The organism is Candidatus Oscillochloris fontis (assembly GCF_004138135.1).
Lineage (GTDB): Bacteria > Chloroflexota > Chloroflexia > Chloroflexales > Chloroflexaceae > Oscillochloris > Oscillochloris fontis.
The window spans coordinates 1-24,097 of sequence record NZ_RYFD01000053.1; the positions used below are offsets into that span (position 1 = coordinate 1).

Below are 24,097 nucleotides of genomic sequence, written 5' to 3' on the forward strand. Positions count from 1 at the left end.
AACAGCGGATCGAGCGCGAGGGAGCGCAGCCCGCGTAGCCGTTTCAATCCGCCGGGCGGATTTGGGGCTTTTGGAACGGCGCGGGACGTTACCGCGTGCCTACACCGGTGCATGTTTCAATCCGCCGGGCGGATTTGGGGCTTTTGGAACATGGGTTGGCCGTCTGGATTGACATGGTAGGTGGTGTTTCAATCCGCCGGGCGGATTTGGGGCTTTTGGAACTCGCTACGTTGCGGCGTGAACGCAATCGCGCCGCCTGTTTCAATCCGCCGGGCGGATTTGGGGCTTTTGGAACTGGATTTTTCCGCTCTTCCTAAAGAGTGCTATGCCCGTTTCAATCCGCCGGGCGGATTTGGGGCTTTTGGAACCTATCGTGCTCAGCGTGGCGTGGTATGTGATGCGTTTCAATCCGCCGGGCGGATTTGGGGCTTTTGGAACTGACTGGTATCCTGAGTTTGAATTGGTCAATGAAGGGTTTCAATCCGCCGGGCGGATTTGGGGCTTTTGGAACTTTCTGTGACGCTCACGAGGATGACAATTGAGGAGAGTTTCAATCCGCCGGGCGGATTTGGGGCTTTTGGAACCTGGCAGGTGCTCTTCGCGGATGTGGCGCAGCACTTGGTTTCAATCCGCCGGGCGGATTTGGGGCTTTTGGAACAGTACGCGCGATACGGCGGTCGCAGAAGCCCTTGGCGGTTTCAATCCGCCGGGCGGATTTGGGGCTTTTGGAACCGCCGTTGCCTCCGCAGCGGCTTGGGCATCCGACGCGTTTCAATCCGCCGGGCGGATTTGGGGCTTTTGGAACAGTAGGGGTGCTCCAGGAACCCCGGCGTGGCGTAGAGGTTTCAATCCGCCGGGCGGATTTGGGGCTTTTGGAACCTGATGATGACTGACGAGGATGAGCATTAGTCTTCGGGTTTCAATCCGCCGGGCGGATTTGGGGCTTTTGGAACCACCAATTCGGTGATGCACTCGGTGATGCGGCGGTAGTTTCAATCCGCCGGGCGGATTTGGGGCTTTTGGAACGCGGCTGATGCTCCACGAGATGCAGCGACCCGCGTTGTTTCAATCCGCCGGGCGGATTTGGGGCTTTTGGAACGCGATTCTGATCATAGTCTGAAGGCGCGGCAATGTCGTTTCAATCCGCCGGGCGGATTTGGGGCTTTTGGAACTGACAAGGTAGTAGGTGACACCGTCGCTGGTGATCCGGTTTCAATCCGCCGGGCGGATTTGGGGCTTTTGGAACGACGCCGAACGTCAACGACAGGCGCTTGAGCTTGATGTTTCAATCCGCCGGGCGGATTTGGGGCTTTTGGAACTTACGCACTCCGGGCGAAACGTAAGGCGCTCAGTAGTTTCAATCCGCCGGGCGGATTTGGGGCTTTTGGAACTAGGCCCGTCTAGTAGTCTGCACGTCAAAAGCCCCGGGTTTCAATCCGCCGGGCGGATTTGGGGCTTTTGGAACCAGGTGGGCGAGATCGTGCAACTACTTCAGGCGCTGTTTCAATCCGCCGGGCGGATTTGGGGCTTTTGGAACACGGGATCACGAATACGACATATCATAAGGTGTTATGGTTTCAATCCGCCGGGCGGATTTGGGGCTTTTGGAACAGATTAAGCGGCGTCTGGATGTTTCAGGTGGCAAGTGTTTCAATCCGCCGGGCGGATTTGGGGCTTTTGGAACTTGAGGCCGTTTTGCGGGGGCGCGGGATGGGTTGCTCGTTTCAATCCGCCGGGCGGATTTGGGGCTTTTGGAACCAATGGCGGGATTTTGCGGGCGATCTGGTTGGGCCAGTTTCAATCCGCCGGGCGGATTTGGGGCTTTTGGAACGAAGAACTCCGTGAACACGACTCTAGAAGGACAAGAGGTTTCAATCCGCCGGGCGGATTTGGGGCTTTTGGAACATGTAGCAAAGGCCAAAGGAGTCAGCCGTGATTAAGGTTTCAATCCGCCGGGCGGATTTGGGGCTTTTGGAACTAATCACTGCATTGTAGACTTGATGCGCTGTGGTATGTTGTTTCAATCCGCCGGGCGGATTTGGGGCTTTTGGAACCTATGGTAAGGGCCACCGAGGATCGGTGTGTTTTCTGGTTTCAATCCGCCGGGCGGATTTGGGGCTTTTGGAACCCGCCACCTCAGTATCGTCCCCATCAGCGAGGTGTCGGTTTCAATCCGCCGGGCGGATTTGGGGCTTTTGGAACTTCTTCAACTTCCCCCCCTCTCGGTAATAGCCAGTTTCAATCCGCCGGGCGGATTTGGGGCTTTTGGAACGGCCAGAGCCGCAAGAAGAGGACCTATGCGAGACCAGTTTCAATCCGCCGGGCGGATTTGGGGCTTTTGGAACACGCGCACTGACTCCGGAGCGAACGGCGCTGATTGAGGGTTTCAATCCGCCGGGCGGATTTGGGGCTTTTGGAACCCTCGTGCGTGTTTTCCCTGAAGAGACCAAAGACGGCGTTTCAATCCGCCGGGCGGATTTGGGGCTTTTGGAACCCACTGGTATATGGTTCTTGGGGCAAACCCATACTTCACGTTTCAATCCGCCGGGCGGATTTGGGGCTTTTGGAACGCCGCCCCCGGCTCACGGCGGGTGTAGATGTCATTGGTGGTTTCAATCCGCCGGGCGGATTTGGGGCTTTTGGAACTGCCGGGGAGAGACCCGGCATCCAATGGTAGCAGCGGTTTCAATCCGCCGGGCGGATTTGGGGCTTTTGGAACTCAAACGCTGTCTGACGGCGCTGAAGGGCAAACAGAGTTTCAATCCGCCGGGCGGATTTGGGGCTTTTGGAACGCAACTACTTGGGGGCGGTTGAGCAGTACATCAACGGTTTCAATCCGCCGGGCGGATTTGGGGCTTTTGGAACTCATAGCCGTGCCTATTCTGCTGATCGTCTTTTTCGTGTGTTTCAATCCGCCGGGCGGATTTGGGGCTTTTGGAACACCCGATGCCCGCGCACCGGTCTCCCAGAGCAAGAAGATGTTTCAATCCGCCGGGCGGATTTGGGGCTTTTGGAACCCGCGCATTGGTGCCGGTTTTGAGACGTGGCTGGAAGTTTCAATCCGCCGGGCGGATTTGGGGCTTTTGGAACTCAGCGCCCCGGCGATCTGATGGCTGGGTCCCTGCCAGTTTCAATCCGCCGGGCGGATTTGGGGCTTTTGGAACATCTCGAAGAATTAAAGGTAGCATATCGCGGCTATGTTTCAATCCGCCGGGCGGATTTGGGGCTTTTGGAACGCAATCCGCTGCGGGGTGAGCGGACCGTGCTCTTGCAGGTTTCAATCCGCCGGGCGGATTTGGGGCTTTTGGAACTCGGCATTGTCGGAAAGCTCGGACTGACTCAGCATGTTTCAATCCGCCGGGCGGATTTGGGGCTTTTGGAACCCATTTTTGAGCAAACAGAGCAAACATGAGCAAACGTTTCAATCCGCCGGGCGGATTTGGGGCTTTTGGAACATCACCTTCTTATTATTTAATGTTTGTGGCATTCCAGGGTTTCAATCCGCCGGGCGGATTTGGGGCTTTTGGAACTGCATACCGTGCATTTGGCCCCAAGTATGTCCCAACAGTTTCAATCCGCCGGGCGGATTTGGGGCTTTTGGAACGCTACACAACGCCGGGTTGCTCCCGGCCACGGGACTCAGTTTCAATCCGCCGGGCGGATTTGGGGCTTTTGGAACTTGAGGTGGTGGTAGACCTCGCGCAGCCGTTCAGTGATGTTTCAATCCGCCGGGCGGATTTGGGGCTTTTGGAACGGCGCGGCGATCCGCTTTGCCGAGAATGGGGCGATGGAGTTTCAATCCGCCGGGCGGATTTGGGGCTTTTGGAACTCAAGACTTCTCCATTTGAGTAACCCTCAGTACTTCGCGATGTTTCAATCCGCCGGGCGGATTTGGGGCTTTTGGAACTTGAGCCGAAACACGTCCCCGATCTGGGCGTGATTAGTTTCAATCCGCCGGGCGGATTTGGGGCTTTTGGAACTGCAAGATGCCTTTGGGCGTCGTGCCTTTGCTTGCAGTTTCAATCCGCCGGGCGGATTTGGGGCTTTTGGAACATCGTAGGCAGCGCCAGCGGCAGCGTGGGAAAGGGCGTGTTTCAATCCGCCGGGCGGATTTGGGGCTTTTGGAACCTCTGGTAGCCGTTCGCCCGCCCAAGGCGAAATACGAAGTTTCAATCCGCCGGGCGGATTTGGGGCTTTTGGAACTGGGGCAATATGGATTAATGGATTATAGGAAGGGATAAAGTTTCAATCCGCCGGGCGGATTTGGGGCTTTTGGAACCCGGGTAGTCGCTTCGCCACTTCGCTTGGGCTGCTGCCCGTGTTTCAATCCGCCGGGCGGATTTGGGGCTTTTGGAACACCATTTCTAGCAAGGGTAACGACGAACTATGCAAGCGTTTCAATCCGCCGGGCGGATTTGGGGCTTTTGGAACCAAACCAACCTCAGTCAGAAGTTTGCTGCGCTACAGTTTCAATCCGCCGGGCGGATTTGGGGCTTTTGGAACTTTTCGGGCGGATGGGATCGCCGGGGGCAACATGTTTCAATCCGCCGGGCGGATTTGGGGCTTTTGGAACGCAATATCAATGGGGGTGACGTGCTGGTTATCCAGTTTCAATCCGCCGGGCGGATTTGGGGCTTTTGGAACGCCCACGCCAACAAAGGCATAATCTTCTGCCTGATCGTTTCAATCCGCCGGGCGGATTTGGGGCTTTTGGAACTCGTATCATCTCTTCAAATTTAGATAGGAGGTTGTTATGTTTCAATCCGCCGGGCGGATTTGGGGCTTTTGGAACCAGAAGAGCCAGCGCGGGCGGTTGCCCTTGCCGACAATGTTTCAATCCGCCGGGCGGATTTGGGGCTTTTGGAACGCTGATCGAAGCGATTGATACGATAGACCGAGACTGGGTTTCAATCCGCCGGGCGGATTTGGGGCTTTTGGAACCCCTGGCACATAGCCAAGGGGGAGAATAGTTGATTTTTATCGTTTCAATCCGCCGGGCGGATTTGGGGCTTTTGGAACGCTATCAGTGCCGCCCATACGAAGATATCCAGTATGTTTCAATCCGCCGGGCGGATTTGGGGCTTTTGGAACAACGCGGTGATTCCAGCGGAGTAGGTGATCAAAATTGAGTTTCAATCCGCCGGGCGGATTTGGGGCTTTTGGAACTCTTCGTAGTAGGCCAATTCCATGCCGCCCTTGAGATCGTTTCAATCCGCCGGGCGGATTTGGGGCTTTTGGAACCGCAGGGGCTCACGCTACGGCGTGGGCCTGCGATGGTTTCAATCCGCCGGGCGGATTTGGGGCTTTTGGAACTCAGGGGCTTCAGCGCCATGGCCTGTCGCGCACTCGTTTCAATCCGCCGGGCGGATTTGGGGCTTTTGGAACCCGCTGCGAAGGCTGCCAAGCTCCCCGCCGTCTCTGTGTTTCAATCCGCCGGGCGGATTTGGGGCTTTTGGAACGCAGTACCACGCTTGGTCGGTGAATTTCAAGGGCGGTTTCAATCCGCCGGGCGGATTTGGGGCTTTTGGAACGGATATCTGACCATAGACGGGCCGGGTACAGGGACGGTTTCAATCCGCCGGGCGGATTTGGGGCTTTTGGAACGGTTGTTCGTGACATCCTCAGTACTGAGGATTTTGTTTCAATCCGCCGGGCGGATTTGGGGCTTTTGGAACTCGTTGGCAGCGCCAGCGGCAGCGTGGGGAAGGGTGTGTTTCAATCCGCCGGGCGGATTTGGGGCTTTTGGAACCGCGCCTGGGCGTGGCCTCGCGCCGCTTGCGCCACACGTTTCAATCCGCCGGGCGGATTTGGGGCTTTTGGAACTCCTATGGCAACAGCCACCAGGCCAGCTTCATGGCCAGTGTGTTTCAATCCGCCGGGCGGATTTGGGGCTTTTGGAACGGGAGCAGATCACTGAAGGGGATTGCCCTCTCCACAGTTTCAATCCGCCGGGCGGATTTGGGGCTTTTGGAACCGTCTGTGTAGCTCACCACCAGGCCGTCAAAAAGCGGTTTCAATCCGCCGGGCGGATTTGGGGCTTTTGGAACCGGTTTTGCTGCGTTGGGTTCGGAGCGGGGTTCAGTTTCAATCCGCCGGGCGGATTTGGGGCTTTTGGAACAGATCCTACAGAAATCTCAGCCGATGAGCTAGGCCGGGGTTTCAATCCGCCGGGCGGATTTGGGGCTTTTGGAACAACGGGGGCGGCGGTGAACATTCATAGCAGCGAACGGTTTCAATCCGCCGGGCGGATTTGGGGCTTTTGGAACCATTTGGCGGAAGAATGGAATCGTGTCCAGTATCGTGGTTTCAATCCGCCGGGCGGATTTGGGGCTTTTGGAACTGGCAGCGCCACAGAGAGCGCCGTGCTCTTCGAGGAAGTTTCAATCCGCCGGGCGGATTTGGGGCTTTTGGAACCTAGGCCGCCGAATAGCGCGATAGACGCGCCCCGGATCGTTTCAATCCGCCGGGCGGATTTGGGGCTTTTGGAACCTCCTCGTACTTCACTCGCCGCCCCGTCGCGCCAGTTTCAATCCGCCGGGCGGATTTGGGGCTTTTGGAACGGATGCCATCATTCGCGATGCCGCCAAGGAGGATGGTTTCAATCCGCCGGGCGGATTTGGGGCTTTTGGAACTCCTTATTTTTGCCCTGTCTGTCAGCGAGCGATACGTTTCAATCCGCCGGGCGGATTTGGGGCTTTTGGAACCAATCCGATCCTCTGTATTCTTTCCGCGTGCAATAGTTTCAATCCGCCGGGCGGATTTGGGGCTTTTGGAACCAAAGACAGACAATGGTGCCGCTCGGTGATCCGGGTTCGTTTCAATCCGCCGGGCGGATTTGGGGCTTTTGGAACAATGGCGATTTGCACGACGTAGCGTTACTCATAGATGTTTCAATCCGCCGGGCGGATTTGGGGCTTTTGGAACCACAGGCCCGCGCAAGCCCTCCACGCTGCCCGCGCTGTTTCAATCCGCCGGGCGGATTTGGGGCTTTTGGAACATCCCTGTTGCGCGACCTTCGGGCGCAACAGGGAATGTTTCAATCCGCCGGGCGGATTTGGGGCTTTTGGAACATGGTGTCGCCATCAACCCCGATAGCGCCGGCAGGTAGGTTTCAATCCGCCGGGCGGATTTGGGGCTTTTGGAACTGACACACACACCGTTCACGGGGACGATCCATGTCTCGGTTTCAATCCGCCGGGCGGATTTGGGGCTTTTGGAACCCAGCCGGTGGAGCAATGTCGCTAAGGCAAACGCTGTTTCAATCCGCCGGGCGGATTTGGGGCTTTTGGAACTGAGATAATGCTCGTCTGGCCACGGCATACCAAGTTGTTTCAATCCGCCGGGCGGATTTGGGGCTTTTGGAACCGCTGGGGCACTTTGGCTACACGCACTCAGCAGCAACACGTTTCAATCCGCCGGGCGGATTTGGGGCTTTTGGAACAGGATACTACTACTACCCCCACGGGTACCCGCACCAGTTTCAATCCGCCGGGCGGATTTGGGGCTTTTGGAACTCAAGATCCGAAGCCGGTACCGCCTCACCAAGAGGAAGTTTCAATCCGCCGGGCGGATTTGGGGCTTTTGGAACCGGCCTCGGACAACGCCTGTTCGACCTCAAGATCAGTTTCAATCCGCCGGGCGGATTTGGGGCTTTTGGAACCCCTTGTGGATACCCCAGCCCTCTTCTGTGTCTTGTTTCAATCCGCCGGGCGGATTTGGGGCTTTTGGAACCGAGCTTTCCGACAATGCCGAGCGCAGCCAGGAAGGCGTTTCAATCCGCCGGGCGGATTTGGGGCTTTTGGAACTCGGACGCGCCCCAGGCGGTGAAGAGCCGCGCCGAGCGGTTTCAATCCGCCGGGCGGATTTGGGGCTTTTGGAACGGGCCGCAAGACCCAGGTGTAGGGCTGCTCTTCGGCGTTTCAATCCGCCGGGCGGATTTGGGGCTTTTGGAACCTTTGGCATTGAGAAATCCATCAAGGAGATTAATGAGGTTTCAATCCGCCGGGCGGATTTGGGGCTTTTGGAACGCGATCTAGGCGATCTCCCCGATCTCTTTTGGGTTTAGTTTCAATCCGCCGGGCGGATTTGGGGCTTTTGGAACGAAGGTATAGGAAACACACCAATCCTTGGTGTCCCTGTTTCAATCCGCCGGGCGGATTTGGGGCTTTTGGAACGCGGCGCAGCCCAGAGGAATTTGCGGGGCTGATCTATGTTTCAATCCGCCGGGCGGATTTGGGGCTTTTGGAACCGCAACTCTTTGATGAACTCCAGAAGATGATCGAGATGTTTCAATCCGCCGGGCGGATTTGGGGCTTTTGGAACGCGTCGCGGAGTGCCGTGCAGCGCCTCCTGAACAGTTTCAATCCGCCGGGCGGATTTGGGGCTTTTGGAACCGAGCGCAGCCTTGCCCCGACGTGGCAATGGCTCGTTTCAATCCGCCGGGCGGATTTGGGGCTTTTGGAACCTTGAATATGGTCAGGGGTAGAGCGATTGGAGGCAATGTTTCAATCCGCCGGGCGGATTTGGGGCTTTTGGAACGATTGATGCCGACTCCGCTCCCGGTGGCCGAGGCCGTTTCAATCCGCCGGGCGGATTTGGGGCTTTTGGAACACGGCTACGGTCATGATCGCGCCCATCGAAACGATGATGTTTCAATCCGCCGGGCGGATTTGGGGCTTTTGGAACCGGGCGATACCTACCCTAGCCGCCCCAACTTACCCGGAGTTTCAATCCGCCGGGCGGATTTGGGGCTTTTGGAACCGATGTGCTCAAACACGCGGAAGGGGGCGGCCAGCGTGTTTCAATCCGCCGGGCGGATTTGGGGCTTTTGGAACATCCGGGATGGGGCAATATGGATAGGATTAATGCATGTTTCAATCCGCCGGGCGGATTTGGGGCTTTTGGAACGCTAGTGATCTAGCCAACACCATCCAACACCATCTGTTTCAATCCGCCGGGCGGATTTGGGGCTTTTGGAACAAGGTCAATATGTCCAAATCATCCCAAGCATGAATAAGTTTCAATCCGCCGGGCGGATTTGGGGCTTTTGGAACATGATGAAATAACAAGCAAAACAGTTGTCATAGTTTTAGTTTCAATCCGCCGGGCGGATTTGGGGCTTTTGGAACGCGGGAGCGTGGCACGCTTTTCTTTGCGCCCAGCTTGTTTCAATCCGCCGGGCGGATTTGGGGCTTTTGGAACGGAGAAGGCGGCGCACGGTACATCCTGAATTTGAATCGTTTCAATCCGCCGGGCGGATTTGGGGCTTTTGGAACCCATCCTTGTTGCTCCTGGGTGTAGTGTCGATCTTCGCAGTTTCAATCCGCCGGGCGGATTTGGGGCTTTTGGAACAGCCGCTGAATGATTGTCCAGCCGGAAACCTTCGTGTTTCAATCCGCCGGGCGGATTTGGGGCTTTTGGAACATGGGCCTTGGGGCATCCGAATTGGTCTCATTTCGGTTTCAATCCGCCGGGCGGATTTGGGGCTTTTGGAACATGATGTGCCGCATGGCATGCGGCACGTTCTCCCGGTACTGAGTTTCAATCCGCCGGGCGGATTTGGGGCTTTTGGAACGACGTGCCGGAAGTCGTACCCCAAAAAAACCAGACGGTTTCAATCCGCCGGGCGGATTTGGGGCTTTTGGAACCCATAGTTCCTCCATGTGTGGTGCGCCGGTATCAGCGGTTTCAATCCGCCGGGCGGATTTGGGGCTTTTGGAACGGGAGAAGGAAGCCATGGGAGTATCGTGATCACACCAGTTTCAATCCGCCGGGCGGATTTGGGGCTTTTGGAACCAGGGCTTCCTCGTGCCCGTAGTGCGTCGTTGTGGGGTTTCAATCCGCCGGGCGGATTTGGGGCTTTTGGAACCATACAAATCAAAAGGGCAAGTCGGCATAATCATCGTTTCAATCCGCCGGGCGGATTTGGGGCTTTTGGAACTCTATCCGTCTGGAGCTGTGTGGGTGATTGCCCAGTTTCAATCCGCCGGGCGGATTTGGGGCTTTTGGAACCGTAGAGAGTCCGTGCTATAATCGCACGAAAACCAGTTTCAATCCGCCGGGCGGATTTGGGGCTTTTGGAACTTTGTAAAAAACCGCCAGAAAAGAGCCAATAGAAGAGTTTCAATCCGCCGGGCGGATTTGGGGCTTTTGGAACTTCCGTGGTCTTTTGCGTAGAGGGGAGTAGTTATGAAGGTTTCAATCCGCCGGGCGGATTTGGGGCTTTTGGAACGGAAATGAAACAGTAACAAGGACAGAGCATAGACATCGTTTCAATCCGCCGGGCGGATTTGGGGCTTTTGGAACTTCTCGTGTTCGCCGTTGCTGTATGTTAGACGGTAGTTTCAATCCGCCGGGCGGATTTGGGGCTTTTGGAACTAGGCTACACACAAGACACCGGTTGGTTCATTTTGGCCGTTTCAATCCGCCGGGCGGATTTGGGGCTTTTGGAACGAGTACCATTCTCCGCTTTCTTCGTCGTTCTTTGTCGTTTCAATCCGCCGGGCGGATTTGGGGCTTTTGGAACGATATATTCATTCATGTAGATGCTGCTCGGAGTTCGGGTTTCAATCCGCCGGGCGGATTTGGGGCTTTTGGAACCCATGCGCACGTAATGCCCGCCAAAGGCAGGATCGAGCGAGTTTCAATCCGCCGGGCGGATTTGGGGCTTTTGGAACTTGGAAGCAGTCAAGAGGCTGACTCCACTTTGCATCGGTTTCAATCCGCCGGGCGGATTTGGGGCTTTTGGAACTCTATACCTATGACAAGGTGTGTGGTCGGCGTGTATCCGTTTCAATCCGCCGGGCGGATTTGGGGCTTTTGGAACCACTCACGAACGTCACCCCGGTAGGCAACGTGTCCACGTTTCAATCCGCCGGGCGGATTTGGGGCTTTTGGAACTTCAATCTGCGCCAGGGCGCGAATACCGTCTACCAGCCACTTGCCAGTTTCAATCCGCCGGGCGGATTTGGGGCTTTTGGAACTTCTGCAAGCCTCCGGTCAACGCATCAAGATCATCAGTTTCAATCCGCCGGGCGGATTTGGGGCTTTTGGAACCCGGACTAAAGCTATCCGACTCTCCACGCCATAGTTCGTTTCAATCCGCCGGGCGGATTTGGGGCTTTTGGAACCAACTGCGCACGACGTCGGGGACGGTGAATGAGACAGTTTCAATCCGCCGGGCGGATTTGGGGCTTTTGGAACTCTCCGTCGCGATGATTTAGGCGTCCTCTCCGCCAGTTTCAATCCGCCGGGCGGATTTGGGGCTTTTGGAACCGGCTTGCAGCATCGAGATCGTATCTTCTGGCTTGTGTTTCAATCCGCCGGGCGGATTTGGGGCTTTTGGAACTTCAATGTCATCCGCAGAGTTCCTTGTGATCCAGGGTTTCAATCCGCCGGGCGGATTTGGGGCTTTTGGAACCGGCCTTGGCGGAGATGGCCGCCACGCTGAAGGAGAGCGTTTCAATCCGCCGGGCGGATTTGGGGCTTTTGGAACAAGACCAGATGCCCAACCTGACCGTAGAACAGTTTGAGTTTCAATCCGCCGGGCGGATTTGGGGCTTTTGGAACACGACACCCTGGATGAGCGCCAGTGCCGCCGTCACAATCGGTTTCAATCCGCCGGGCGGATTTGGGGCTTTTGGAACCTACACCTGGAAGATCAGCCTGGGCGAACTGACGAGGTTTCAATCCGCCGGGCGGATTTGGGGCTTTTGGAACTTCCTGCTGGCGCTGGGCGCGCTCAGCCGCAACCTGGTTTCAATCCGCCGGGCGGATTTGGGGCTTTTGGAACTTTAGTTCATCTGCTATTGCTACGGCTAACAGTGTTTGTTTCAATCCGCCGGGCGGATTTGGGGCTTTTGGAACCACTCCCCCTTGCTGGGGATGAAGTAGTATTCCTGGGGTTTCAATCCGCCGGGCGGATTTGGGGCTTTTGGAACGATGCCTTCCTGCGCGATGTGGCATTGATCCAGGTTGTTTCAATCCGCCGGGCGGATTTGGGGCTTTTGGAACCGGCCTTGTTGTGGCGCACATCGCCGTCTGGCGCTAAGTTTCAATCCGCCGGGCGGATTTGGGGCTTTTGGAACGCTGGGGTGACGTTCGTGAGCGCCACGCCGCCACCGTTTCAATCCGCCGGGCGGATTTGGGGCTTTTGGAACGCCAGTGACGGTGCTGCCAACCGGGGCGCTGAACTAGTTTCAATCCGCCGGGCGGATTTGGGGCTTTTGGAACTCTTCCGAACTGGCATTTACTACCCTGATAATTCTGTTTCAATCCGCCGGGCGGATTTGGGGCTTTTGGAACCATATCGGGATCTTTATCGCTCCGTGATGAGGAAGATAGTTTCAATCCGCCGGGCGGATTTGGGGCTTTTGGAACCTGGTGGGTATCAGGCAGCAGCTTGTGGATATGAGTTTCAATCCGCCGGGCGGATTTGGGGCTTTTGGAACGTGCCCGTGGCCGTCCAACTGCGGCTGGTGATTTCGGTTTCAATCCGCCGGGCGGATTTGGGGCTTTTGGAACAGGCCGGGGGCACGCTGGGTAGCTCTGGGCTAATGAGTTTCAATCCGCCGGGCGGATTTGGGGCTTTTGGAACCGGTTGATGCAGGGTGAGCGGACGAATGCGGTGGTGTTTCAATCCGCCGGGCGGATTTGGGGCTTTTGGAACTTTTGCAAGCCCCCGGCGATGTCGAGAGCATTCAACGTTTCAATCCGCCGGGCGGATTTGGGGCTTTTGGAACTGCTTCGGCTCATTGCCGTTGCTCTATGTCTGCATTAGTTTCAATCCGCCGGGCGGATTTGGGGCTTTTGGAACCCTGGCGTTTCTTGGTGAGAGCCAGCACGACGAAAGGTTTCAATCCGCCGGGCGGATTTGGGGCTTTTGGAACTTGATTGCATCGGTCTGGCCGTCAATCCAGACCTAGTTTCAATCCGCCGGGCGGATTTGGGGCTTTTGGAACGCGCTCGGCATCAAGGGTTGGGCCGCATCGCGCAACGTTTCAATCCGCCGGGCGGATTTGGGGCTTTTGGAACCCTATACGCCGCCCCAGCACATCGCTAGGGCGGCAGTTTCAATCCGCCGGGCGGATTTGGGGCTTTTGGAACATCTCATAGTAATCGGTCTCGTTCGTGACGCCGAAGTTTCAATCCGCCGGGCGGATTTGGGGCTTTTGGAACTCAGCGGGGCCGATGAGGATCTGATCATCGTATAGGAGTTTCAATCCGCCGGGCGGATTTGGGGCTTTTGGAACTGCGCACCGTGCCGCTTGGATCGCAGTAGAGCCAATGTTTCAATCCGCCGGGCGGATTTGGGGCTTTTGGAACAGCAATGCACGAGTCGGCATGGATCTTGTTCTGGATAGTTTCAATCCGCCGGGCGGATTTGGGGCTTTTGGAACTGAGGTACTTGGCTCTGATACGGCTACCGCGTTCAAGTTTCAATCCGCCGGGCGGATTTGGGGCTTTTGGAACCCGTGCCGGTATGCGCGTCGGCCTGCTGCTGCGTGCGTTTCAATCCGCCGGGCGGATTTGGGGCTTTTGGAACCGACGAAACGAGATGCTGCCGAATGTCCAGAGATCATGTTTCAATCCGCCGGGCGGATTTGGGGCTTTTGGAACCCCGTGCCCAGCGCCTCAATGATGTGGCGTTGATGATCAAAGTTTCAATCCGCCGGGCGGATTTGGGGCTTTTGGAACTCGCTAATTACGCGATTGACGAATTAGGCGTATCGTGTAGTTTCAATCCGCCGGGCGGATTTGGGGCTTTTGGAACTCGGCCCACTCGGTGATTGCTAGCTGTTTCATCGGGTTTCAATCCGCCGGGCGGATTTGGGGCTTTTGGAACTCAGTCGCAAGCGCCTACTGCGCACGCCGACCGCGAGGGTTTCAATCCGCCGGGCGGATTTGGGGCTTTTGGAACCTCGGTACCCGCCCCGCTGAAAGAGCGGTACCTTAGTTTCAATCCGCCGGGCGGATTTGGGGCTTTTGGAACCGGTCATCTGCGTCGTCTGTGCGAGGGTGGCGAGACGGTTTCAATCCGCCGGGCGGATTTGGGGCTTTTGGAACCTCTAACGAGATCAGTTTGATCTCCACCGAGCGTTGGTTTCAATCCGCCGGGCGGATTTGGGGCTTTTGGAACCGGTTACAGAGAGGTCGGTAGCGGTGGTCATTAAAAAGTTTCAATCCGCCGGGCGGATTTGGGGCTTTTGGAACGCTCTGGGCTGGATTAGTAAGATCTTCCATATAGACGTTTCAATCCGCCGGGCGGATTTGGGGCTTTTGGAACACGGGACGATGATTGCATCATTAATGTCGACTATGGCGAGTTTCAATCCGCCGGGCGGATTTGGGGCTTTTGGAACCATAGAGATCTCGGGCGCGGCCAGAGCCATCAGCTAGTTTCAATCCGCCGGGCGGATTTGGGGCTTTTGGAACACATCAGATACGTCTGTACGCGCCCATCTGCCTGAGAGTTTCAATCCGCCGGGCGGATTTGGGGCTTTTGGAACGGTTGCGCCGTAGGGCGTTGACCAGATCTTCATACTGTTTCAATCCGCCGGGCGGATTTGGGGCTTTTGGAACATCTACCCCCATTTGTCAAGCCCATCGCGCAACGAAAGTTTCAATCCGCCGGGCGGATTTGGGGCTTTTGGAACCCAGGGGAAGAGTGTCATGGTCAATGCCATCCTTTGCGTTTCAATCCGCCGGGCGGATTTGGGGCTTTTGGAACCGTACCGCATCGGCGCATGTGTATACGAATGACAGGTTTCAATCCGCCGGGCGGATTTGGGGCTTTTGGAACCGCCGGGGGTGATCTTCGAGTATGCCGCAACCGGCTTGTTTCAATCCGCCGGGCGGATTTGGGGCTTTTGGAACTCAAGCGCGGCGACTGGGCCGGAGCAGAGATTGCCCGTTTCAATCCGCCGGGCGGATTTGGGGCTTTTGGAACTCGTTGCCTCGATGGTCTCGGATCTGTGCGAGGTGACGTTTCAATCCGCCGGGCGGATTTGGGGCTTTTGGAACCGAAGGATTGTCGAGGTCGCACGCAAGGCAAATGCTGTTTCAATCCGCCGGGCGGATTTGGGGCTTTTGGAACAATAGAGGCATTGAGTGACGACGATCAAGCGGCGTTGTTTCAATCCGCCGGGCGGATTTGGGGCTTTTGGAACTCTGGCCAAATCCGAAGCGTCCGCAACGCCCAAGCCTGTGTTTCAATCCGCCGGGCGGATTTGGGGCTTTTGGAACCCTTCAGTGGCGGCAAGGACTCGACCGCCCTCGCCTTGTTTCAATCCGCCGGGCGGATTTGGGGCTTTTGGAACGTCGCCACAACGAGCGGAGTTGCATCAAATAGCGTGAGTTTCAATCCGCCGGGCGGATTTGGGGCTTTTGGAACCAAGCAGCCACTGCTCAAACGCACGATGTGGCATCGTTTCAATCCGCCGGGCGGATTTGGGGCTTTTGGAACCGGGGGATCGCGTAGCGGCGAATGAGGTCGCGGGTTAGTTTCAATCCGCCGGGCGGATTTGGGGCTTTTGGAACGCGCATCATTGTCAATGGCGAACCGGCAAACCTTCGGTTTCAATCCGCCGGGCGGATTTGGGGCTTTTGGAACCCAGGGGAAGAGTGTCATGGTCAATGCCATCCTTTGCGTTTCAATCCGCCGGGCGGATTTGGGGCTTTTGGAACAAATCCCTCATCACCCAGCCCCGCCGATTGATGCAGTTTCAATCCGCCGGGCGGATTTGGGGCTTTTGGAACCTATGGCCTGAACGATCATTCTTTGTGAAAGTTGGAAGTTTCAATCCGCCGGGCGGATTTGGGGCTTTTGGAACCCGTGATCCCCTCTGCGTTGATGTCGAGGCGCATCAGTTTCAATCCGCCGGGCGGATTTGGGGCTTTTGGAACGCGGCGCTTCCGCCACTGCGCAGCCACTCGAAATGTTTCAATCCGCCGGGCGGATTTGGGGCTTTTGGAACTCGGATCATCCTCGGCATCAACCGCGCCGCCGAAGAGTTTCAATCCGCCGGGCGGATTTGGGGCTTTTGGAACTCAGGTGGCACGGGATCAGGTAGCGGCGCTGATGGGCAGTTTCAATCCGCCGGGCGGATTTGGGGCTTTTGGAACACGCGACGGGATTAAGGCAGTGCTGAAGCGCTACCCCGGTTTCAATCCGCCGGGCGGATTTGGGGCTTTTGGAACTAAGCTCTTCTTTCCCCTCGTCACCAAGGGCGTCCGTTTCAATCCGCCGGGCGGATTTGGGGCTTTTGGAACATATAGGTGGTGTGGACGTTGACTATATACCAATCGTGTTTCAATCCGCCGGGCGGATTTGGGGCTTTTGGAACTCAGTACCGCAGCCGTGCAGCTTCAGGCACAGTACGGGTTTCAATCCGCCGGGCGGATTTGGGGCTTTTGGAACCAGACATCGGGGCGGCGGCAGCCAGCGATCTGACCGGTTTCAATCCGCCGGGCGGATTTGGGGCTTTTGGAACATCCGCTCGATCCATACGTGCCAGTGGCATAGATCTGTTTCAATCCGCCGGGCGGATTTGGGGCTTTTGGAACCGGTACTCACCACGAGTACCGGGGCTTTTATTGTGCATCGTTTCAATCCGCCGGGCGGATTTGGGGCTTTTGGAACGCGGCAGCCATTGGCGCAGCGGCAGCAGGCGATTTGTTTCAATCCGCCGGGCGGATTTGGGGCTTTTGGAACGGGGCTGCTGGGGCAGGGCATCCTCATGGAAGGAGCAGTTTCAATCCGCCGGGCGGATTTGGGGCTTTTGGAACCGGGCGTAGCCCGAAGAAGATCCGGGAGTTTCTGGCAGTTTCAATCCGCCGGGCGGATTTGGGGCTTTTGGAACACCACGGCGGCGCAAGTGGGCGCAATTGCGACCACCGGTTTCAATCCGCCGGGCGGATTTGGGGCTTTTGGAACCAGCGCGAACAGGCAACCCAGGCGACTAAAGTCAAGGCGTTTCAATCCGCCGGGCGGATTTGGGGCTTTTGGAACGCGTAACGTAGCCGTATAGGGGGACAAGATGAGCGGTTTCAATCCGCCGGGCGGATTTGGGGCTTTTGGAACTCGGGGTAGCGCTGTCAGGCGGAGCATCCAATCGTTTCAATCCGCCGGGCGGATTTGGGGCTTTTGGAACCGCGCTGCTCGCAAGCGCGTTGGAATGCCATGAAATGCGCCTGTTTCGAGCGGCTGCTTGAAGTCCTGCTTCCAAGCCTGCAATTTGAACCCATGCCTCTAGTGTACCATAGTTTGTATCGCATTGGGAAGCCTTGTTTTACAGTGCGAGCGACTCCTGGGGTTTTGCCTTGTGCTTCGCCGCTCGATCTTCGGTTGGGTCATAAAATGACGGTGATTGGGTCGTGCGGGCGGTCGCTGCCGATGGTGATGACTTTGTTTTGGCAGCTTCCGCAGAGTGCGTAGAACCGAATGCTGTCACGATTGGGGATGATGTGTTTGGCTAGTTTGGCTTGTAGTTCCAGAATTTGGCGCTTGTTGAGCCAACACTCGAAGAGGGAGTATTGTGTCCAGGCTCCGTAACCACAGAGTGTTCGGTGGATCTTGGTGCGTCGTTTGTCGTCTGGGATGTCGTAGGCGATGATGTAGAGGGTTGTCTCTTCTGATGCTGGTGGCATGGCGCTCTAACGTACTGTAAAGGGTGGGTAGTCGCTGATTTCGCCTTGGGCGTATTTGGCGAAGAGCCGTGCTTGTAGTTCGATGCTGCGCCGATAACTGACTTTGTAGCCGAAGTGCGGGTGGCGTATCTCTTCGTTGAGCCGTCCTTCGAGTTTTTCCAGAAAGGTGCGCCGGGTGGTGTCGTTCATGCGGAATGCGCCCAGATCTTCCGCGAAGTCGTCGGCTTTGATCTGGCCGGTGTTGATGAGGGTGATGACGGTTGAGTCGATGATGATGGCGCGGAAGTTTTCAATCAGGTCAAGGGCTAACGCTGGTTTGCCGAAGCCCGGTTGGTGTAGGACGCCTAGCCCTGGATCGAGGCCGATGCTGTGTACCATGGAGACGATTTGGTTGGTGAGGACGGTGTACCCAAAGGAGAGTAGGGCGTTGATGGGGTCGGTGGGAGGACGTTTTACGCGCCCCGGAAAGTTCCATGTGCCTTTGAGGATCTGGTTGAAGCTGTTGTAGTAGGCGGCACTGGCACTGCCTTCTAGCCCTAAGAGTGGGCCGAGGCCGTGCATGCGGTCGTTGGTGTCGGTTGGTGGTTCGAGGCGTGCGAGTTCTCGCAGGCAGCGCCGGATCTGCTCGCCAGCTTCTTCGAGGATGCTGGCCTCTTCTCGCGTGCGGGCGTAGCGTAGCACGAGGGTGCGCATGTTGAGCAGTTTGCCTGCGATACATTGACGCGCAACCGCGAAGCTCCGCGCACTGTCTCCAGCGAGTGCGTATTGGGCTAAGCGTAGCCCACTGTTCTTGCCCCAGTCGGCGAGGAGTGAGCCGCGTGATCGTCCGTGTGCGGTGAGGTAGTGTACTGGGATGCGCCGCTCAAGGAGTGCATGTAGCGCTGGTGTGGTGAAGGTGACTTCGCCAAATATGATGACTTGTTCGACTTTGTTGAGGGGTACGCGCACCACTTGTCCGGTGCGTTGGCCGGATGGTTGAACACGTAGGGCTTCGCCTTCGATCTTGACGAGGCTGTATTGTTCGGTGAGGTAGAGGGTTGCCATTAGTATTTCTACTCCGTCGCCAAGGATTTCGACGCTCATAGTTGTTGCTCCCAGCGTGGCTTTCCGGCAGCCAGTTGACGTAACTCTTCAGGTAAGCAGAGGGGTTGTAGCGAGCAGTCACGGCATTTGCCTGGGTTGCTGGTTGGTGCTGGCAGTGTGCCTCGTGCGGCGAGCCGGTGGGCTTCGGCGCTCAGTTCTTCGACTTCGGCCCGTAGTGCGGCACTAAACACCACTTCTTCGCGCCGACGGGTGGTGAAGTAGAAGATGTAGCCGCGCTCGATGCTCTGGCCGGTGCGTTCTTCTAAACAGAGTGCTTGGGCACAGAGTTGGGCATGATCATTTTTCCACCGCCCAGGTCGGCCTTTTTTGTATTCAACTGGGTAGTGTTGGCCCGCTTGGACTTCGACCAGATCACAGAATCCGGCGATCTTGAGCCGCTCGCTCCAGACATAGACCCGTCGCTCTTGCACGGCGTCGGTGAGCCAGACGGTGCCGCCAAGATCAACGCCTTGATGCCGTAGGGTGCCTTCGACGACATGTTCGTTGAGTAGCATCTCTGCCTGAATGAACTCGTAGCCAAACCGTCGTGGACAGTAGGCGAGAGCATTGATCATCGCCAATGGAATATAGTCAATGCTGTTATCCTGCATTGCTCATCCTCCGGCACAGCCCCATCCCGCGTGCGGTCTTGATGCCTACGCCCAAAAAGAGGGCCGCATCGGCGAGGGTGGTGAGGAGGCGGGCTTGCATGGGGTCGGCGGGGAGTTCGTAGGCGACAATACCCACAAAGCCCTTTTGTGGCCCCTTGCCTAACGTAATATCGGTTGATTCGATCCGATGGTGGCTCACCATGGTATCCAGGCTGGCGTTGCGTACCTGTTCTATATCAAAGCTAAAATCGTGTGGAGCCAGATCGTTCCAGCGCCGCCCCAAGCTCGGGAAGATCGCTTCAGGTGTGGGCAGCAAGTTCAGGCGTTGGCGGCCATCCGCCCGCGACCCCTGACCAATTGCGGTGGCACTCGCAAATTCTAGGGTGACGGTATGGGCAGGGGCTACCCGTGCATGCAGATCGGCAAAACTATCAAAACTGGCCCATGGATGCCCTTGGGGGGGTGGGGTTCCGATCACATCACCGAGGGCCAAGCGTGCTTGGCCCAAACGCAATGCACCGCCGGGCATCTGGCGTAGCAATGCCTGAACAAAGGGCTGGAAGAGGCCGCTTTGCAATAACGAGACTCGTAGCAGTACGACATCGCGGCGACGACTGGGCAAAATGCCAACCGTATAGGGTTTACTCTGAGCATCGGCATGCAGCGCCTCGGAGACATCGGGAGCCACCTGGCGTACAAGATCGAGGAAGAGGGCTTGCGCCCCCTGGCCCTGCGGTCGTGGTGCCGGGCCGTTGGCGAGGGGGCGCAGTTCAACCACAAAGGCGTAGAGGTCGGGAAAGGCGGACATGGAGAGGCTCCATGCGCTGCTTGATGCTGAAGGGGCAGCATCAAGCAGCGGCAATCACGGCTTCGGGAAGGTGTAGCGCATATCCAAGGGCAAGCCAAGCCCTTGTTCTAACCGATAGTAGCGGCCACTACAACGGGCGTTAGCAACTAGGCTGGCCGGTGGCATCGAGATGATGTCGAAGGCACGTAAGATGCCACCGGGAAGATCTAAGGGATTGAGCGGCGCAGCAGCGGTATAGTCGCCCTCAGCCTCTTTAAGTGTCACCTCGGCCACTTCAACCATGGCCTTACTGTGCCACTTTCCTAGCCGTATCCAGCGCGGCAACTTCAGTGGCTCGGCACTCAGTACATAGCAACTGAAGGTGGATTCAGGCGCGATCTCTTTGGCGCGGCCAATGTTGGCTGGGTAGTTGCGCCCGCCAAATTGCTCAGATTTACGGTAATAGCTTACCTGTCCTATCTTCCATGTCACGAGAAGATAGTCAATCTGCATGGGTTGGGCCGGCGTAACGTAGATGCCCGCCTCAACCAGAGGTGTAAGATCATCCGCATAGGTTGGGCGATAACTTGTGCAAAAGTACGGTACCTGGATACGTGTGTTTTGAAACAGCGCATACGAAAGCGCGTAATTATGCAGATAGCGCCCAGTCTCATAAAGCGTCCCCATCTCGCGAGTTGCGTAATAGAGACTCTCTTGAATGGTGAGCGTGCAGCGGTAGATGTGCATCGCGCGCTCCTATTTGCCTCCACGGGCCGAACTTGCATAGGCACGTGTACTCTCATCAAGCATGTGCATTAACTGGTGAGTACGTTGGCTATCACTATAGAGTGCGGTTGCTTCACTCAGTAGTTCAGTTACTTCAGGGCCAATAAATGCCACATCACGAGTAACTGGCTCCTGCGCTATCAACGTATGGTAGCTTTGAATGGCTGCATTGAGCGCAGCACCACGTTCTAAGAGATCGTTCGTTTTCCCTTGCTCATGTAAGACATCGTACATGGCCTGGGTGAAGCGTAGATTACTGAAAATCTCACCATTACTAAATACGACCCCTATCAGGTGGTTGTATACCCGTCCTGTGCGTGTCTCTTGCGCACCATAACGCTCAGTACGCAACAGGTTACCTAGTATATAGAGGAATCCAGCATAGGTTGGATCTCGTAGTGTCACGATACTAGGAAAGAAGACCTGTGGAACCACATAGTCTTGCTCGCCAAAACTACTGCGTGTCTTACCAGTAGCTTGATCCGTCATGGTTCCGTGCTCGAAGAGCGCATTGAATGAGAATGCCTTATGCGATGTCTCGTAGGGTGTCACCGAATAGGCTGTATCTACAAAGACCTTCGATTTTTCAGCCCCCTCGCTGCCGATGGCGTATCCATAGAGGATACAATCAGGACATGTTTTACAGAAGTCGGCGCTATTGTACTCACAATAGCGATCCTTGTTCTTCTTATCTTCACTTATCACCCCTACGGTACGGAGCAGTTCACGACCAACTAGTCGCTCAGGTGAAGATTGCTTACGCTTGAAGAGAATGAGCCGGGTCATCGGGTCTTTATTTACATCAGTAAGCCCTCCTCGTACACGAATGACATTGAGACTACCATCCGTTTGGAAGAGAGGAAAAGACTCCGTCTCACGTAGCAGAATAAAGTGAGCATAGCGACCCGAAGGCTTCAATGGAAAGGCTGAATGGAAGATGGTCGTATCATTCGCAAGCGCGGTTAGGATGCTCATAGTAGGTTTACTCCTTTGGTGTAGTTGACGCCTCAGATGATTCAGATCCACTATTAGTACGGTTACGACGAGCGTAGGGCTGCGAAAGGTAATAGAAATTGGCAGCGGAACGAATACGGTTAGCGCGTTCGCGCAATACGCCACGATCACCCTTGCAGTATTCATTGAAGCACAACGTAACAAACTGTTGTGCAAAATGAGCGATGGCTTGCCGTGATATGTCGAGTCGTTCTGGAACAGTACCTTGACTCTTATCCATCCAGATTGGATCGAAACCACCACTAGTAGCAGAGTCGTTGCGTACACGATCCATCTCATCATTAATTGCACCAGCGATTAGAAGGATGAGAGTCTCTTCATCACTATCGGGGTTGCTATTCTTGGTTACATCTATCGCCGTACCAAGTGGCCGAAGAACCGTGTACGCCGACCCCAGATGAGCATAATCAGCGTGATAAAACACCGCATAAGCATCAACTAGCCGGGCAATAAAGCTCGTCACAGTATCCCTCCTGAGTGTGTGGTAGATCGCCATATATCGATCAACAACATAAGGTGGTATGGTATCGCCGCCCTCTGTTTTGGGCTGAGTTTTGGCTTTGGCTTTGCCCTTTCCTTTCGCTGCTTCCTCCTTTTTTGGCGCACGCTGTTTACGCTCATAGTAGCTAAAGACTGCTAATGGATCGGTATCTACGTCTTTGGCCACTCCGTTCAGCATGCCCCAACGCATGTCTTTTGGTTCAGCAAAGACATCTAGATGGAGTTGGTAGAGACGTAATAATCTCCAGAGTTGCGGTTCTATTTGGTCAACGCGCAACTCATCCCCATCGAGTACATATTTGGTGAAACTATGCGGGGCATCAAGTACAGTTGTACCGCGAAATTCGGCACTACTACTATAGAGTGGCACAAACGAAGCCGTTGCAACGACATTGATATCGAGTAAGAGTGGTAAGGCTAACGCATAGAAGACAGGTACAACCCAAGAGTCTGTATCTGTCGGTTTGCTCATTGCGGGGCGTAGGGTGAAGAAGAAGAGCGATGCGAGATCACGTTCGGCAAATTGAGGAACACGGAGTGTCCATGTCGTGCCAATCGTAGCATCAGCGGCAGGCGCAACAAAGTTCTCATAGGTAGCTAACGCATCAAGCGTAAACCCATGGCGCTCCAAGTGGCTAAAGATCAGTCCAGGTAGATTGAGATCGCGTAGTTGATTGATGAAATCATGAATGACCTGGGCTGTCTCTGGGGTAAAGAAGTAGGTTGGGTAGAGCCAGAGCGTAACGGGTTTCTCATCTTGTGCGGAGCCAGCACGCATACCCTGTTGCACTTGGCGTAGCATGAGTTCAATGGCACAAATTGGACAGATCCCCCGTACCACTGTGGAAGTATCAAGGCGGGTCTTATTACTATATTGCTGCGGCTTAAATAAGACCTCGCTCTTATCTTGGGGGCGCGCCTCGTAGGGTGAAGAACAGAGTGAGCATTGCACCTTATTGATGGCTTTACGCTCAGTATACTGTTGCAATTCACGGGCAAAGCGTTCAGTCAATCCCGTTACAGATGCAAGCATCTGTCCATCAATAGTGATTGTAGCCCGAACATAGTCGCGGAATGCCGACTCGAAACGACTATTACTTGGTGGTGTCAATTGGTGCGTAGCGAGATAGCGCAATACCTCCGTACCCAGTTCTGCCATACGATCATCAAGCGCTTCAATGGTGAGCGATTCGCGCTGAATATAACGTGCTGCTACATAGAACCAACCTGTTGGAGTGCCGCTACGTCCAGCTTCGGCTCGTTCAGGAGTAATGCTATCTTCTAGCTTGAGTAGTTCTAGAATGAGCTTGGTAGCCCAATCGGATTTCGGGAACCAAAAACGCAACATTCGCCGCCAGATGAAACCCAGGTACTCGGCGAGTTGATCAACTCGCACATCATTTGGGAGTCCTTCCTGTGCTAATGCCTCTTTACCCAGGCGCGCAAAGAGTTCCTTTTTTGTTGCCGCTGCCATCCGAGATGTCTCTAATCCTTGTAGGTCGGCAATTTCAGCACCAAGCCGCTCAGCAGCAAGTGATGTACGCACACGAAGCGCGGCCTGGCGTGCGGCGAGTAGTAGTGTTTGCGGAGTTGGGGGTTGTGCTAGTACATAAACTTTAAAAATCGCCTATCGTTGTATTTTTCTACGAATAGGTGATGCACGTATGCC

General features: G+C 55.8%; 7 protein-coding genes and 1 CRISPR repeat array. All 7 genes read right to left on the minus strand.

Annotated elements, in window-relative coordinates:
- Positions 1 to 40: 40 nt before the first annotated feature.
- Positions 41 to 17,150: a CRISPR direct-repeat array (repeat unit 37 nt; unit sequence GTTTCAATCCGCCGGGCGGATTTGGGGCTTTTGGAAC).
- A 199-nt stretch (positions 17,151 to 17,349) separates the two neighbouring features.
- The 7 genes from cas2 to cas10d are packed head-to-tail and all read right to left on the minus strand — an operon-like array spanning position 17,350 to position 23,974.
- A complete protein-coding gene (cas2, locus tag EKD03_RS15740; protein WP_129632976.1) occupies positions 17,350 to 17,646 on the minus strand; it encodes a CRISPR-associated endonuclease Cas2 in 297 nt (98 codons plus the stop codon).
- A gap of 6 nt (positions 17,647 to 17,652) precedes the next feature.
- Complete coding sequence (gene cas1 / locus EKD03_RS15745) at positions 17,653 to 18,690, minus strand: CRISPR-associated endonuclease Cas1 (protein ID WP_161569288.1); 1,038 nt, start codon at positions 18,688 to 18,690, stop codon at positions 17,653 to 17,655.
- Positions 18,691 to 18,725: 35 nt separating this feature from the next.
- Positions 18,726 to 19,340, minus strand: coding sequence for a CRISPR-associated protein Cas4 (gene cas4 / locus EKD03_RS15750; protein ID WP_129632980.1), 615 nt, complete (start codon positions 19,338 to 19,340; stop codon positions 18,726 to 18,728).
- Positions 19,330 to 20,148 carry a CRISPR system precrRNA processing endoribonuclease RAMP protein Cas6 gene (gene cas6, locus EKD03_RS15755; RefSeq protein ID WP_129632982.1) on the minus strand — a complete coding sequence of 273 codons (819 nt, stop codon included), beginning with the start codon at positions 20,146 to 20,148 and terminating at the stop codon, positions 19,330 to 19,332. Before cas6 ends, cas4 begins: the two co-directional genes overlap by 11 nt.
- 54 nt (positions 20,149 to 20,202) lie before the next feature.
- Positions 20,203 to 20,874 carry a type I-D CRISPR-associated protein Cas5/Csc1 gene (gene cas5d / locus EKD03_RS15760; RefSeq protein WP_129632984.1) on the minus strand — a complete coding sequence of 224 codons (672 nt, stop codon included), beginning with the start codon at positions 20,872 to 20,874 and terminating at the stop codon, positions 20,203 to 20,205.
- A gap of 9 nt (positions 20,875 to 20,883) precedes the next feature.
- On the minus strand, positions 20,884 to 21,888 hold the full coding sequence (gene cas7d, locus EKD03_RS15765; protein WP_161569289.1) for a type I-D CRISPR-associated protein Cas7/Csc2: 1,005 nt from the start codon (positions 21,886 to 21,888) through the stop codon (positions 20,884 to 20,886).
- Between the two features lie 7 nt (positions 21,889 to 21,895).
- Positions 21,896 to 23,974 (minus strand): type I-D CRISPR-associated protein Cas10d/Csc3, encoded by a 2,079-nt coding sequence (cas10d, locus tag EKD03_RS15770; RefSeq protein ID WP_129632988.1) that lies wholly within the window; start codon positions 23,972 to 23,974, stop codon positions 21,896 to 21,898.
- Positions 23,975 to 24,097 lie beyond the last annotated feature (123 nt).